This is a genomic window from Cruoricaptor ignavus (assembly GCF_900141665.1).
GTDB lineage: Bacteria > Bacteroidota > Bacteroidia > Flavobacteriales > Weeksellaceae > Cruoricaptor > Cruoricaptor ignavus.
In genome coordinates this window covers 71,114-84,346 of record NZ_FQYI01000002.1, presented here as the reverse complement: position 1 = coordinate 84,346, position 13,233 = coordinate 71,114, and the positions used below count along the sequence as shown (strand labels likewise).

Here is a 13,233-nt window from a genome sequence, read left to right as displayed (position 1 = left end):
CTCAGCTTAAAGCATCATTATTCCCGAGATTTCCCCGGCGGATTTATACCTACGGATGACATCATCAGCATCCAGTACAAAGGCGTCCAGCGTAATGGATATGTATTTGGCGTTCTTGCTTTCGCGGCTAGACATCGTATATTTCAACCCGTCGAACACACGCAGCAGCTCGATGAGTTTCAGCTGGTCATTCGGCAGGACAAATTTGAAAATATAATTTTCCGGAAAGTTATGATTTTCTTCCAGGCGCAATTTTAAATTTGCATAAAATTCATCCGGATTAGGATTTGAGGAATTCTGAAATATTTCCATTTTTTTTGACAAAAAAATAATTTAAGGGTGGCGATTTTATTACCAAATTCTGCGCCAAATTACTTATAATTTCCTATTTTTGATGTTTTAATCCACTACAGATTTATGGATACTTACAAGAACCCACTCGAAGAGCGATATGCCAGCGGGGAAATGCTTTTTAATTTCTCCAATGATAAAAAATTTAGAACCTGGCGGCAGCTGTGGATTGCGCTGGCAGAGATCCAGAAAGAGCTGGGGCTGGAGATATCCGATACGCAAATTGCTGATCTAAAGGCAACTGCAGAAAATATTGATTATGAAAAAGCCAGAGCATACGAGCAGGAATTTCGGCACGATGTGATGGCGCATGTACACACATACAGCGATGCCGCACCATCTGCGAGGGCAATTATCCACCTCGGGGCGACATCGGCTTTCGTTGGCGATAATACGGATCTGATACAAATTCGTGACGGACTGCTAATTCTCAGAAAAAAACTTGTCAGTATTATCAACTCCCTTGCAGAGTTTGCATTGAAATACAAGGACTTACCAACGCTCGGTTTCACGCATTTTCAGCCGGCACAGCTGACTACGGTTGGGAAAAGGGCGACGCTCTGGCTGCAATCCTTGATCCTGGATTTTGAAGAGCTGGAATTTTTCCTAGAAACGCTGAGATTCCGCGGCGTGAAGGGCACTACAGGAACTGCCGCAAGCTTTCTGGAGCTTTTCGCCGGAGATTATTCCAAGGTGAAATATCTGGACAGGGAACTTTCCAAAAGATTCGGTTTTGAGAATGTTTTCGGAGTTTCCGGGCAAACTTATGACAGGAAAATTGATGCGAAAGTTTTGTCGCTTTTGTCGAACATTGCACAATCTGCCCACAAATTTAGCAATGATCTGAGGCTTTTACAAAATCTTAAAGAAATAGAGGAACCTTTTGAGAAAAATCAAATCGGCTCTTCAGCGATGGCATACAAAAGAAATCCGATGCGCTCGGAAAGAATAGGAGCTTTGGCAAAATTTGTAATTTCTCTGCAAAACTCTTCTGCAATGGTGGCTGCAACGCAGTGGTTTGAAAGAACGCTGGATGATTCTGCCAACAAAAGACTGACAATTCCGCAGGCTTTTTTGGCTGTGGATGCCATTTTATTGATTTGGAATAATATAATGAATGGCCTAATTGTTTACGAAAACCGCATTAGGAAACATATTGATGAGGAGCTGCCATTTATGGCGACGGAATACATTATTATGGAGGAGGTGAAGGCTGGCGGAGACAGGCAGGAAATTCACGAAACCATCCGCAAACATTCGATGGAAGCGAGCAGAATGGTGAAAATGGAGGGCAAGGAAAACGACCTGATTGAACGCCTGATGAATGATGATTCGCTGAAAATGGATAAGTCGAAAATTTCCGAAGTGCTTGAGCCTAAGAACTTTATAGGTTTCGCACCAGTGCAAACGGAGGAATTTATCCAGAATGAGGTGCTGCCAATTCTTGAAAAATATAGGAATGAAATCACCGAAGCCGCGGAGCTGAAGGTATAATTTTAAGCAAACGCTTTTAAATGAACACAAGAATTTTTGTAGAGCGCAGAGCCGATTTTGATGTGGAGAGCGCCAAACTTTATAAAGATCTGAAAACGGCTGCGCCTGCGCTCCAGTCCGCAAAAGTTTACCAAATTTATGACATTTTCGGAATTTCCGCAGAGGAACTGGAGGCAGTAAAATTTACCACCTTTGCGGACCCCGTTACGGACATCCTTCACACAGAAAATCCGCTGAAAAATCCATTCATCGCGATGGAATTTTTGCCCGGGCAATACGATCAGCGCGCGGATGCCGCGGAGCAGTGTATCGCCCTGCTTACGGGTAATACCGGCGCCACGGTACGAAGCGGCAAGGCAGTAGAACTGCAGGGAGCTACTGAAGCAGAATTGAAGGAAATTAGGCATTATCTCATCAATGCGGTGGAGCGGCAGGAAAAGAATCTTGCAGAACTGCAAATCCCTCAGGAGGGAGAGCCTGCGCCCGTAAAAGCCCACGAGGGTTTTATTAATTTCAATGAGGAACAACTGCAAAATTTCTACAAAAAAAACGGCTTTTCCTTTGGTTTGGACGATATGCAGCATATTCAGCAGTATTTCGTCAGCGAACAAAGAAACCCGACAGAAACAGAGCTAAAAGTTCTGGACACCTACTGGAGCGACCACTGCCGACACACCACTTTTGAAACTGCACTTACTGATATAAAATTTACAGGGCAATATAAAGAAACATTAGAGCGCATTTTCGCTGATTATCAGGAGAAGAGAAGGTTTCTTGGCAGAGAGAACCGCGCAGTTTCCCTGATGGATTTGGGGACCATCGCGGCAAAGTATTTCCACAAAAAAGGACAGCTGGAGGACCTGGTAATTTCTGATGAAATCAATGCCTGCACCATCGAAGTTGAAGCGAAATACGATGGCAAAACCGAGCCCTGGTACCTTCTGTTTAAAAACGAAACCCATAACCACCCTACGGAAATTGAGCCTTACGGCGGTGCTTCCACCTGCCTTGGCGGTGCCATCCGCGATCCGCTCTCCGGCCGGGCGTATGTGTACCAGGCGATGAGAGTTTCCGGCGCTGCCAATGTCCTAGAGCCCGTTTCTGATACCATCCCCGGAAAGCTTCCGCAAAAGGTGATCACAAAAGGGGCCGCGGATGGGTTTTCATCCTACGGAAACCAAATAGGCGTTGCAAGTACCCTGATCAGCGAGTTTTACCACGAAGGTTATAAAGCCAAGCGTCTGGAAACGGGTTTCGTGGTGGGTGCCGTGCCAAAGGATTGGGTAAAACGCGAAAAGCCTTTGGCAGGCGACATTGTAATGGTTTTTGGCGGATATACCGGCCGCGATGGCGTGGGAGGCGCTACCGGAAGTTCAAAGGAGCAGAATGAAGATTCCATACTTACGCTATCTACCGAGGTACAGAAGGGGAACCCCGTTACGGAGCGGAAGATGCAGCGCCTAATGCGCAACCCGGAATTTACGAAACTGATAAAAAAATCCAACGATTTCGGGGCGGGCGGCGTATCAGTAGCCATCGGAGAAATTGCAGAGAGCATTGATATTAATCTTGACAGTATGCCCTTGAAATACGGCGGACTGAACGGCACAGAGCTCGCTATTTCCGAATCTCAGGAGCGTATGGCAGCGGTGATTTCTGCGAAAGATAAGGAGAAATTTCTTCACCTTTGTGAATCGGAAAACCTTCACGCCTTCGAAATCGGGAAAGTCACCGATAGTGGCAGGATGCGGATGCACTGGCAGGGCAGGACTATAGTAGACATCAGCAGGGAATTTCTGAACACAAATGGCTGCGCCAAAGTGCAGACTGCTGAAGTTTCACACCTTGAAGAAATCACTGAAAACCATATTGAGTTTAACGAAAAAAACTTCATCGCTGAACTCTCCGCAATGAATAACGCTTCTCAGAAAGGTCTGGTAGAAATGTTCGACTCCAGCGTAGGCGGTACCACCGTAGCAATGCCTTTTGGCGGACGGTACCAGGAGACGATGATGGAGGGAAGTGTGCATTCACTGCCGGTGCTGAATGCTGAGGATGTGGAAACAGTATCGATGGCAGCCTGGGGATTCGATCCTGACCTTTCCGCGAGAAATTCCCTCATCGGAGCTGCAAATGCAGTAGTGGAAAGCGTTGCGAAAATAGTGGCCATGGGCGGAGATTATCAAAAAATCCGGCTCAGCTTTCAGGAGTATTTTGAAAAGCTAGGAACAGAGCCTGCGAAGTGGGGCAAGCCCTTGGCATCCCTGCTTGGCGCTTATGACGCTCAGATGAATTTGGAACTAGCAGCAATCGGAGGTAAGGACAGTATGTCTGGTACATTTCAGGATTTAAATGTTCCGCCAACTTTGATTTCGTTCGCCTGCGCACCAGGAGAAAAATCAAGCATAATTTCGCCGGAATTTAAAGAACCCGGGAATAAAATTTATTTATTTGAGCATACTCCGCAGCCCAACGGACTCCCTGATTATGACGCACTGAAACAGGTTTTCAGGCTGATAAATGGAAATATTAAAAGTGGGAAAATTGTTTCAGCCAAAACTGTGAAGGGCGGCGGAGTAGCGGTGGCACTCGCAAAAATGAGTTTTGGAAATAAAAACGGAGCGAGCATACAATATGACGATACAAAACTCCTTAAAAAAAATATAGGGTCCATCATCTTTGAATCGAGAGAAAATATTGATTCCAACCTGATTGAACCAATAGGTGAAGTCATTAACGGTAACTACCTAAAAATAAATGACTTAGATTTTGATATCTCTAAATTGCTTCAAGCTTACAAATCCACTTTTGCAGATCTTTTCCCTTTTAAAGAAACCGATCCAAAAATTGTGGAAGTGAAAAGCTCCTTTGCCTTAAAAAATGAAATTCCACAAAGAAAATCTTTTAAAATTTCAAAACCATCCGTTTTTTTGCCAATTTTCCCCGGGACTAATTGTGAGTATGAAACTATTAATGCATTCAGAAAAGAAGGCGCTTTAGTTTCCAATTCTGTATTTAAATCACTGAATAACAGCCAAATAAAGGAAAGTATTGATGAATGGGCACGACAGATTTCAAAATCTCAGATAATTGTTTTTTCTGGTGGATTTTCTAATGGCGATGAACCGGACGGTTCCGCTAAATTTATGGTAAATGTGCTGAAAAACGAACGCATAAAAAATGCGGTGCACGAACTGCTGGAAAGAGACGGCCTGATTCTGGGAATCTGCAACGGTTTCCAGGCGCTGATAAAATCCGGGCTGGTGCCTTTCGGCGAAATTCGTGATTTGGATGAAAACGCACCGACTTTGACGAACAATAAAATCGGCAGGCATATTTCACAAATGGTAAATGTGAAAGTTGTGAGCGAGCAATCACCGTGGCTGAATGGGATGAAAGACCAGATTTTCACCATCCCGATTTCGCACGGTGAAGGCCGTTTCGTAGCGAGCGAATCTGTGATTGAGCAGCTGTACCGAAAAGGCCAAATCGCTACGCAATATGTTGATTTTGAAGGGAATATAGCGCACGGAATGCCGCACAATCCGAACGCTTCGCTTTTCGGAATCGAGGGAATTACATCAGAATGTGGAAAAATTTACGGCAGAATGGGGCACGGCGAAAGATTTTCCGAAGGCCTGATGAAAAACATACCTGATGCCAATTACCATAATATTTTCCGCAACGGTGTGGAATATTTCCGTAGCTAACTGAAGAGGAGGGAAAGGTATTTAGGGTAAATCAGAATTGCGGCGGCAATTGCTGCGAAAGCCAGCAGCAGAACGGCACCTGCAGAAATATCCTTGATGAATTTTATTCGGGCATCTTGGTTGGGCTGAATAAAATCGCAGATTTTCTCTATTGCAGTGTTGAAAATTTCCGCGGAAAGAACGGCAGCGCAAATCAGCAAAATCATTGCAGAATCCTGCGGGCTAAGTTCCAGCAGGAAAATCAGCGCAAGATTAATCAGCAATGCCGCGAATTCAATCCGGAAATTCCGCTCACGAAACATAGAGCGAAGACCGTTGAAAGCGAAGCGGAAACTTTGGAAAATGCTGTGGCGTTTCATCCCACAAAATTAAAAAATCGCAATTTTGGGCGGTGAAATTTTTGCAATAGAAAATTTCCAGGCGGCGTTTATATTTTTATATTTGTAAAAAATTTCGGATTTATGAAATTTATGGTTTCAAGCGGCGAGCTGCAAAAGGCGCTGCAAACGGTAAGCGGCGTGATTTCAAGCTCGCAGAGCAGACCGATACTGGAAAATTATCTTTTCGAACTGAACGGCGAAACGCTGAAAATTACGGCTTCGGACGGCGAAACCACGCTGATTACAGAGCTGGAAGTGCGTTCCGATGATTCGGGCAAAATCGCTGTGCCGGCAAAAACTTTTCAGGATTTCGTGAAAACTTATGGCGAGCAGCCTTTGACGCTTTCTGTGCGTGAAAATGCGGAAGGCACCGGCCAGCAACTGGAAATCTTGGACGAAAAGGATAATTTTTCCGTGGCCTTGGACAACGCTAATGACTATCCGGAAATTCCGGAATTTGATGCGTCGCAAAGTGTGAAGCTTCCTGCCGGCGTTCTGGCCGAAGCTTTGTCCAACACGCTTTTTGCAACTTCTAATGATTCGCTGAGACCTGTGATGACGGGCGTTCTGTTCCAGTTCAAGGAAGATGAGGCCAACTTTGTTTCCACGGATTCTCATCGTTTGGTGGTGTACAAGCGCACCGATTTGAAAGGCGAGCCGATGGAGTTCATTATGCCGAAAAAACCGCTGAACATTTTCAAAAATGTGCTGGCGAATTCCAACGATGATGTGACGATTGAGTTCAACGAAAATATGGCGAAGTTCAGTTTTGGCAACAACACCTGGATTTGCCGTTTGATTGATGGAAAGTATCCGAATTATTCTGCAGTTATTCCGAAAGAAAATCCTAACTTGCTGACAATCAATCGTTCGCTGCTTCTGAACGCCATCAGAAGGGCATCCATTATGTCAAACAAATCAACGAACCAAGTGAGGTTTAAACTTTCCGGAAACATCCTGCACCTTCACGCTGAAGACACCGAGTTTGCAAACAAGGCAGATATGCAGATTCCGTGCGATTACAGCGGCGAAGATATCAACATCGGCTTCAGCTCGAAGTTTTTGACGGAAATGCTTTCTGTGCTTGGCTCGGAAGACATCACGATGAAAATGTCTCAGCCGAACCGCCCAGGAATTGTAGAGCCGGTGGACGGTTTGGAAGACGAGGAGCACATCCTGATGCTTTCAATGCCGGTGATTGGAATGTAAGTTTAGAATAAGTTTTAGGCTAAGGCTTAGAGGCGCAGAAATTTTTCTGTGTCTCTTTTTTTTGTATAAAACGGACAAAAATAATCGAAGGCTATCCGCTCAAAAATTTCGGAAAATTAGCTTTAAATCACGATATTTGCCGGGTTACTTTTAGCAAAATGAAAATCTCGCATAATTGGCTGTCGGAATTTATTTCCACGGATTTAAAAGTTGAAAAAATCGCGGAATATCTTACCGATATTGGTCTGGAAGTGGAAGGCATCGAGGCTTACGAAAATTTTCGCGGCGGTTTGGAAGGAATAGTTGTCGGAAAAGTTTTGACCTGCGAAAGGCATCCAAATGCCGATAAACTCAGCAAAACTACTGTGGATGTAGGCGGCGAAATTCTGGAAATAGTTTGCGGCGCACCCAATGTTGCTGCCGGGCAAATTGTTCCTGTGGCAACCATCGGCACGAAGATTTACGATAAATCCGGGAATTTTTTTGAGATAAAGGAGGCGAAAATCCGTGGCGAAAAATCGCAGGGTATGATATGCGCTGAAGATGAGATCGGCCTTTCTGAAAACCACGATGGCATAATGGTTTTGGACGAAAATCGGTATGAAATCGGCAGGAAATTTTCGGATTATTTCGAAGTGGTGAAGGACAGCGTTTATGAAATAGGCCTTACGCCAAACCGTGCCGATGCGATGTCTCATTACGGCGTTGCACGGGATTTGAACGCCTACCTTAGTGCGAACAATTTGCCGTCAGAATTTGAGAAAATTTCTTCGCAAAAAATTGATAGTGAGGGAATTAGCGGATTTGAACTGGAGGTGGAAGACGCGAAATTTTCGCCAAGATACATCGGTGCGGTAATTGAAAATGTGGAAATCATGGATTCGCCGGACTGGCTTCAGCAAAGGCTAAAAGCCATCGGGCTTTCGCCGATAAACAATGTGGTGGACATCACGAATTACATTCTGCACGGTGTCGGTCAGCCGATGCACGCTTTCGATGCGGATAAAATTCAGGGCAAAAAAGTTCGTGTGGGAACGGTGCCAGCCGGAACGAAATTTACGACTTTGGACGGCACAGAGCGCACGCTGAACGGTGCGGAAATTATGATAAAGGACGGCGAAAATCAGCCGATGTGCATTGCCGGTGTTTTTGGCGGGCAGCATTCCGGCGTGAATTCTGAGACGAAAAATATTTTCCTGGAAAGTGCGTATTTCGATCCGGTAAGTGTGCGCAAAGCCGCTAAGCATCACGCTTTGAACACGGATGCTTCCTTCCGTTTTGAGCGGGGAACCGATCCGAATATTGTGAAAACGGCTATGACCCTGGCAATCCATCTTATCGAAGAAATTGCGGGTGGAAAGCTGAAAGGCGAGCTGCTGGAATTTTATTCCGAAAAAATAAAGGAGCATTATGTGGTGCTGCGCTATTCTGCGCTGGACGAAATTCTTGGCGTGAAAATTCATCGGGAAAAGGTGAAGGAAATTCTGCGCCTGCTGGAAATTCAGATTCTGAACGAAATTCCGAACGGACTGGAACTGGCTGTGCCACCGTTCAAAACCGATGTGACGAGGGAAATAGATGTGATTGAGGAAGTGCTGCGGATTTACGGCTACAATAAAATTGAGGCGCCGCAAAAAATTTCTTTCACGCCGGTTTCGCTGAATCTGCAGGATCAGGATGAGCTGGAAAATTCCTGGGCGAGAACTTTGCAGAGCAGTGGTTTTAACGAGGTGATGAACAATTCGCTGACATCACTGAAGGATGAAACCGATGCCGTGAAACTGCTAAATCCTTTGAGCGGCGACTTAGAATTTATGCGGCAATCTCTTCTGGAAGGCCTGCTGGAAAACGCGGCGTTCAACATCAACCGGAAAAATCCGGACATTAAATTTTTCGAGTTTGGGAAAATTTATTTCAAAAAAGAAAATTACGAAGAGCGGAAACAACTTGGGATTTTGCTTTCGGGGAGGCAGTTTGCGGAAAATTGGCTTGTGCCGAAATCTGCTACAGATTTCTATTATCTCAAGTCTTATGTGAATTTGCTGCTCTCAAAACTTGACGTGGAAATTCACGAGAAAGCCTTGCAAGACGGGCGTTTCAGCGATGCACTGGAATTTTATTCAGGAGAGAAAACTTTGGCCAGATTAGGTAAGGTTTCGCCAAAACTTTTGAAGGAAGCCGATGTAGAGCAGGAAGCATTTTATGCGGAAATTGAACTGGAAACGGCGCACAGTCTTCGCAAAACAGAAAATTTCAAACTGAAGGAAATTCCGAAATTTAACAAAATCAGAAGGGATTTGGCTTTACTTGTGGATGCAAGTGTTTCATACTCAGAGCTTTACAAATCTGCAATGGGTAAGAATATTGAAATTTTACAGTCGGTGAATTTGTTTGACGTTTATGATGGCAAAAATTTACCGGAAGGCAAAAAATCTTATGCCCTTAGTTTTGAGCTGCTGAACCCGGAAAAAACTTTGGAAGAAAAAGAAATCGCCGAGACGATGAACAGCCTGATAAAAACTTTTGAGAAAGATTTCGGCGCGGAACTTCGTGCTTAGGATTTTTGTAAATTTGGCAAAAATTAGCTTATGAAAAAACTGGCAATAGCAGCGGTATCGTTTTTTCTCCTTTCCTGCGGCACAGCTACTACGGCAAGCAGTAGTAAAACTTCCGCCCAACCTTCGCTGGCAAACTCTAGCTGGTATCTCGCTGAAAAGGTGAAAGGTAAAACGCCTACCATTGCTTTTCAGGACGGGAAGATTTCTGGAAATGCACAGTGCAACAATTATTTTGCGGATGTGAATCTGGATGATTCTACGGGTGCATTCAAATCCGGCGTGATTGGTGCTACGAAAATGTCGTGCGACCAAATTGCGGCGGAAAACACTTTCTTGAGTATGCTTCAGGAAGCCGACAGATACGCTGTTCACGGCAATACGCTGGAACTTTACAAAGGCAACCTTCTGCTGCTGAAATTTACCAAGCAGTAATTTTTTTGGAAAAAATAAAGGGAACCAAAGTGGTTCCCTTTTTCGTTATTCATCATCTAAATCGTCATCTTCATCGTCGTACTTCGCAAGTTCTGCATCGCAGAATTCGAAGGCCTGCTCTACAACTTTCGTGAAATCATCGGCAGCCGCTTCATCTTCACCTTCCAGATCATCGAGCCATTCCACTTCTTCCTCTTCCACATTCAGGATGAAGCGCGGATATTCCGTGTGCACCACGAACAGATCTTCAGGCATTTCAGTGTTGTCCGCCAGTAAAAACTTTGGTAGTTTCATAATATAAAGTTTTGGTTTGGTAAATATAGAAATTTCGTCGCAAATTATTTCCTAAACATCGCCGAAACTTTCTCGGCCTTCTTACTTTCGGCGTAATCGTAGAAACCTTCGCCCGATTTCACGCCAAGCTTGCCGGCACGCACCATATTTACAAGCAACGGATTTGGCGCGTATTTCGGATTCTTGAAGCCGTCGTACATCACATTGAGAATCGCCAGGCAAACATCCAGACCAATGAAATCCGCCAGCTGAAGCGGCCCCATAGGATGCGCCATTCCAAGCTTCATCACGGTATCAATCTCTTCCACACCAGCTACACCGTTGTACAGCGTTTCAATGGCTTCGTTAATCATCGGCATCAGGATTCTGTTCGCCACAAATCCTGGATAATCGTTCACTTCCACCGGTGTTTTCCCGAGTTTCTGGCTTATTTCAAAGACTGCGTCAAAAGTTTCCTGAGAAGTGGAGTAGCCCTTGATGATTTCCACGAGCTTCATTATCGGCACTGGATTCATAAAGTGCATCCCGATTACTTTTTCCGGGCGTTTTGTGGCAGCCGCAATTTGCGTGATGGAAATCGACGAGGTATTGGTGGCAAGGATGCAATTTTCCGGCGTATTTTCATCAATTTGTGAAAAGATTTTCAGCTTCAGGTCAAGGTTTTCCGTAGCTGCTTCCACTACCAAGTCAGCATTTTTCACGGCTTCCGCTGTATCGGTAAAAGTCGTGATTTTGCCAAGGGTTTCCGCTTTTTGCTCTTCGGTCAGGTTGCCCTTTGCGATTATTCTGTCAAGATTTGTGGTGATGGTTTTCAGGCCCCTGTCCAGCGCATCCTGCGAAACATCTGCCAAATTCACAGGGAAGCCTGCCTGCGCAAAAGTGTGCGCAATTCCGTTGCCCATTGTTCCTGCACCGATAACTGTAATATTCATTAGTTTAGAGTTTTAAGGTTTAAAGTTTAATGTTTAAAGTTGATGATTGTTACACTGTTACATTGTTTCACTGTTACATTGTTTCACTGTTACATTAGCAAATTATTACACTGCTGCTCAATTTCCAGCGCCACTTTCAGTGCATCCATACCGTCTTCCAGCGAAACTTCAATATTGTGCTTGCCCTCAATTGCTTCTGCAAAAGAATTCAATTCGTCCAAAATGGCATTATTTGGCGTGATTTCCGGATATTCGAACAGGATTTGATTTTTCTCGCCGTCTGCATTTTCGATTATCATATCGAAATCACTCGGGTTTTCGGGCGCTCTTTGCATCCGGATAACCTCCGCTTTTTTCTCAAGAAAATCCACTGAAATGTATGCATCACGCTGGAAGAACCGCGATTTCCGCATTTGCTTCATTGCAATTCGGGAAGTCGTCAGGTTCGCAACGCAGCCGTTTTCAAACTCAATCCGTGCGTTAGTAATGTCCGCCGTTTTGGAAACTACCGCAACTCCTGCAGCGTGAATCGTTTTAATTTCCGATTTCACCAGCGAAAGCAGGATGTCGATATCGTGTATCATCAGATCCAGCACCACGGAAACATCCGTGCCTCTCGGGTTAAATTCTGCCAGCCTGTGTATCTCGATGAACATCGGGTTTTTGATGAAATCCTTCGTGGCAATGAACGCTGGGTTATATCTTTCCACATGGCCAACCTGCGCTTTCACGCCGGTTTCCCTGCATTTTGCCAGAAGAATTTCCGCCTGATCCAGCGTTTGCGTTACCGGTTTTTCAATGAAGAAATGCTTGCCGCTTTGCGCTGCCTTCATCGCATAATAGAAATGGAAGAGGGTAGGCGTCACGATATCCAGCATCTCGATTTGCGAAAGTAGCTCATCGAAATTCTCGAAAAATTTATAACCGAATTCTGCCTCCAGTTTTCGGCCGTTTTCCGCATCGGCATCGTGGAAGCCCACCAGCTCGTATTTCTCTGACTGCTGCAGCAGCTTCAGATGAATTTTACCCAAATGTCCCGCACCAACTAGCCCGGCTTTTAGCATAATTACTTTTGCTCAAATTTAAGGTTTTCCTGCCAACAAATTTTTCACCGCACGAAAACAAAATTATTTTCCGTGGATTTTTCGTCGGCGAAAAGGTAGCCATCCCAGTTGAAAGCCTTTATTTCTTCTAAATTTTCAACCTGATTTTCGGCGCAGAAACGCACCATCAAGCCGCGCGCATTTTTCGTGTAAACCACGATGGTTTTTGGCTTGCCGCTTTTCATTTCGTAAAAATCGAAAATGATAACTCTGCCCTTAAGTTGCTGATTATCAATGGATTTGAAATATTCATTGCTCGCCAGATTGAGAATAGGCTCCTCATCCTTCAGTTCGGAATTCAGCTGAGCGGTAATTTTTTCACGCCAGAATTCATACAGATTTTTATAGCTGGCAAACTCAAAATTCCTGCCCATTTCTAAACGATACGGCATTATTTTGTCCGACGGTTTCAGCACTCCGTACAACCCGGAAAGAATCCTGTAATTTTTCTGCAAATATTTCACGGCATCTTCCGAAAGTGTTTCTGCATCGAGACCGCGGTAAACTTCACCTGTGAAGGCCATCAGTGCAGGCGCACTTTCCGAAGCCTTCGGCTTAGCGTTCCAGTTCTGGTTGCGCTGCCAGTTTTCATCGGCAAGTTTCGGTGAAATCTCCATCAATTCCTGCAAAAACTTCGGCGATTTGGTTTTCAAATGAGACTGGATGAATGCCGCTTCATCTATAAATTTCGGGGTTGTAGCTTTCAGGACTTCGCTACTTCGCGAAATATCCATCAGCTTTGCCGGTGAAGTAATGAGTTTCATAAAGTG

Annotated in this window: 11 protein-coding genes; 5 read left to right on the top strand and 6 right to left on the bottom strand. The window is 44.7% G+C overall.

Annotated elements, in window-relative coordinates; translation table 11 throughout:
• Window positions 1-6: 6 nt before the first annotated feature.
• Window positions 7-312, bottom strand: a complete 306-nt coding sequence (locus BUB43_RS02850; protein WP_073178171.1) for a YbeD family protein — start codon at window positions 310-312, stop codon at window positions 7-9.
• Window positions 313-417: 105 nt separating this feature from the next.
• Between BUB43_RS02850 and purB the strand changes: the two genes are divergently transcribed.
• Both purB and BUB43_RS02840 read left to right on the top strand, forming a co-directional pair.
• The gene (gene purB / locus BUB43_RS02845) at window positions 418-1,845 is read left to right on the top strand and encodes an adenylosuccinate lyase (protein ID WP_073178169.1); all 1,428 of its coding nucleotides are present in this window, start codon (window positions 418-420) and stop codon (window positions 1,843-1,845) included.
• Between the two features lie 20 nt (window positions 1,846-1,865).
• Window positions 1,866-5,555, top strand: coding sequence for a phosphoribosylformylglycinamidine synthase (locus BUB43_RS02840; RefSeq protein WP_073178168.1), 3,690 nt, complete (start codon window positions 1,866-1,868; stop codon window positions 5,553-5,555).
• Here the strand turns inward: BUB43_RS02840 and BUB43_RS02835 are convergent.
• On the bottom strand, window positions 5,552-5,914 hold the full coding sequence (locus BUB43_RS02835; RefSeq protein ID WP_073178166.1) for a diacylglycerol kinase: 363 nt from the start codon (window positions 5,912-5,914) through the stop codon (window positions 5,552-5,554). The genes BUB43_RS02840 and BUB43_RS02835 overlap by 4 nt on opposite strands.
• A 102-nt stretch (window positions 5,915-6,016) precedes the next feature.
• Here BUB43_RS02835 and dnaN point away from each other — a divergent pair, with 102 nt between their 5' ends.
• The 3 genes from dnaN (at window position 6,017) to BUB43_RS02820 (ending at window position 10,134) form a co-directional block, all read left to right on the top strand.
• Window positions 6,017-7,144 (top strand): DNA polymerase III subunit beta, encoded by a 1,128-nt coding sequence (dnaN, locus tag BUB43_RS02830; RefSeq protein WP_073178164.1) that lies wholly within the window; start codon window positions 6,017-6,019, stop codon window positions 7,142-7,144.
• Between the two features lie 158 nt (window positions 7,145-7,302).
• Window positions 7,303-9,702, top strand: coding sequence for a phenylalanine--tRNA ligase subunit beta (pheT, locus tag BUB43_RS02825; protein ID WP_073178163.1), 2,400 nt, complete (start codon window positions 7,303-7,305; stop codon window positions 9,700-9,702).
• A gap of 30 nt (window positions 9,703-9,732) precedes the next feature.
• Complete coding sequence (locus BUB43_RS02820) at window positions 9,733-10,134, top strand: META domain-containing protein (RefSeq protein ID WP_073178160.1); 402 nt, start codon at window positions 9,733-9,735, stop codon at window positions 10,132-10,134.
• Between the two features lie 45 nt (window positions 10,135-10,179).
• Here the strand turns inward: BUB43_RS02820 and BUB43_RS02815 are convergent, their stop codons facing one another.
• The 4 genes from BUB43_RS02815 to yaaA form a co-directional block, all read right to left on the bottom strand.
• Entirely contained in the window at window positions 10,180-10,428 is a 249-nt protein-coding gene (locus tag BUB43_RS02815) for a hypothetical protein (RefSeq protein ID WP_073178159.1), read from the bottom strand.
• A gap of 44 nt (window positions 10,429-10,472) precedes the next feature.
• Entirely contained in the window at window positions 10,473-11,360 is an 888-nt protein-coding gene (locus tag BUB43_RS02810) for a 3-hydroxyacyl-CoA dehydrogenase family protein (RefSeq protein WP_073178157.1), read from the bottom strand.
• 89 nt (window positions 11,361-11,449) lie between these two features.
• Window positions 11,450-12,424 carry a Gfo/Idh/MocA family protein gene (locus BUB43_RS02805; RefSeq protein WP_073178155.1) on the bottom strand — a complete coding sequence of 325 codons (975 nt, stop codon included), beginning with the start codon at window positions 12,422-12,424 and terminating at the stop codon, window positions 11,450-11,452.
• 44 nt (window positions 12,425-12,468) lie between these two features.
• Complete coding sequence (gene yaaA / locus BUB43_RS02800; RefSeq protein WP_073178153.1) at window positions 12,469-13,227, bottom strand: peroxide stress protein YaaA; 759 nt, start codon at window positions 13,225-13,227, stop codon at window positions 12,469-12,471.
• Between the last annotated feature and the right edge of the window lie 6 nt (window positions 13,228-13,233).

What these genes read in the sequence shown, in the direction of transcription:
- BUB43_RS02850 (WP_073178171.1), bottom strand. Translation starts at nt 312, where the DNA reads ATGGAAATATTTCAGAATTCCTCAAATCCTAATCCGGATGAATTTTAT.
- purB (WP_073178169.1), top strand. Translation starts at nt 418, where the DNA reads ATGGATACTTACAAGAACCCACTCGAAGAGCGATATGCCAGCGGGGAA.
- BUB43_RS02840 (WP_073178168.1), top strand. Translation starts at nt 1,866, where the DNA reads ATGAACACAAGAATTTTTGTAGAGCGCAGAGCCGATTTTGATGTGGAG.
- BUB43_RS02835 (WP_073178166.1), bottom strand. Translation starts at nt 5,914, where the DNA reads ATGAAACGCCACAGCATTTTCCAAAGTTTCCGCTTCGCTTTCAACGGT.
- dnaN (WP_073178164.1), top strand. Translation starts at nt 6,017, where the DNA reads ATGAAATTTATGGTTTCAAGCGGCGAGCTGCAAAAGGCGCTGCAAACG.
- pheT (WP_073178163.1), top strand. Translation starts at nt 7,303, where the DNA reads ATGAAAATCTCGCATAATTGGCTGTCGGAATTTATTTCCACGGATTTA.
- BUB43_RS02820 (WP_073178160.1), top strand. Translation starts at nt 9,733, where the DNA reads ATGAAAAAACTGGCAATAGCAGCGGTATCGTTTTTTCTCCTTTCCTGC.
- BUB43_RS02815 (WP_073178159.1), bottom strand. Translation starts at nt 10,428, where the DNA reads ATGAAACTACCAAAGTTTTTACTGGCGGACAACACTGAAATGCCTGAA.
- BUB43_RS02810 (WP_073178157.1), bottom strand. Translation starts at nt 11,360, where the DNA reads ATGAATATTACAGTTATCGGTGCAGGAACAATGGGCAACGGAATTGCG.
- BUB43_RS02805 (WP_073178155.1), bottom strand. Translation starts at nt 12,424, where the DNA reads ATGCTAAAAGCCGGGCTAGTTGGTGCGGGACATTTGGGTAAAATTCAT.
- yaaA (WP_073178153.1), bottom strand. Translation starts at nt 13,227, where the DNA reads ATGAAACTCATTACTTCACCGGCAAAGCTGATGGATATTTCGCGAAGT.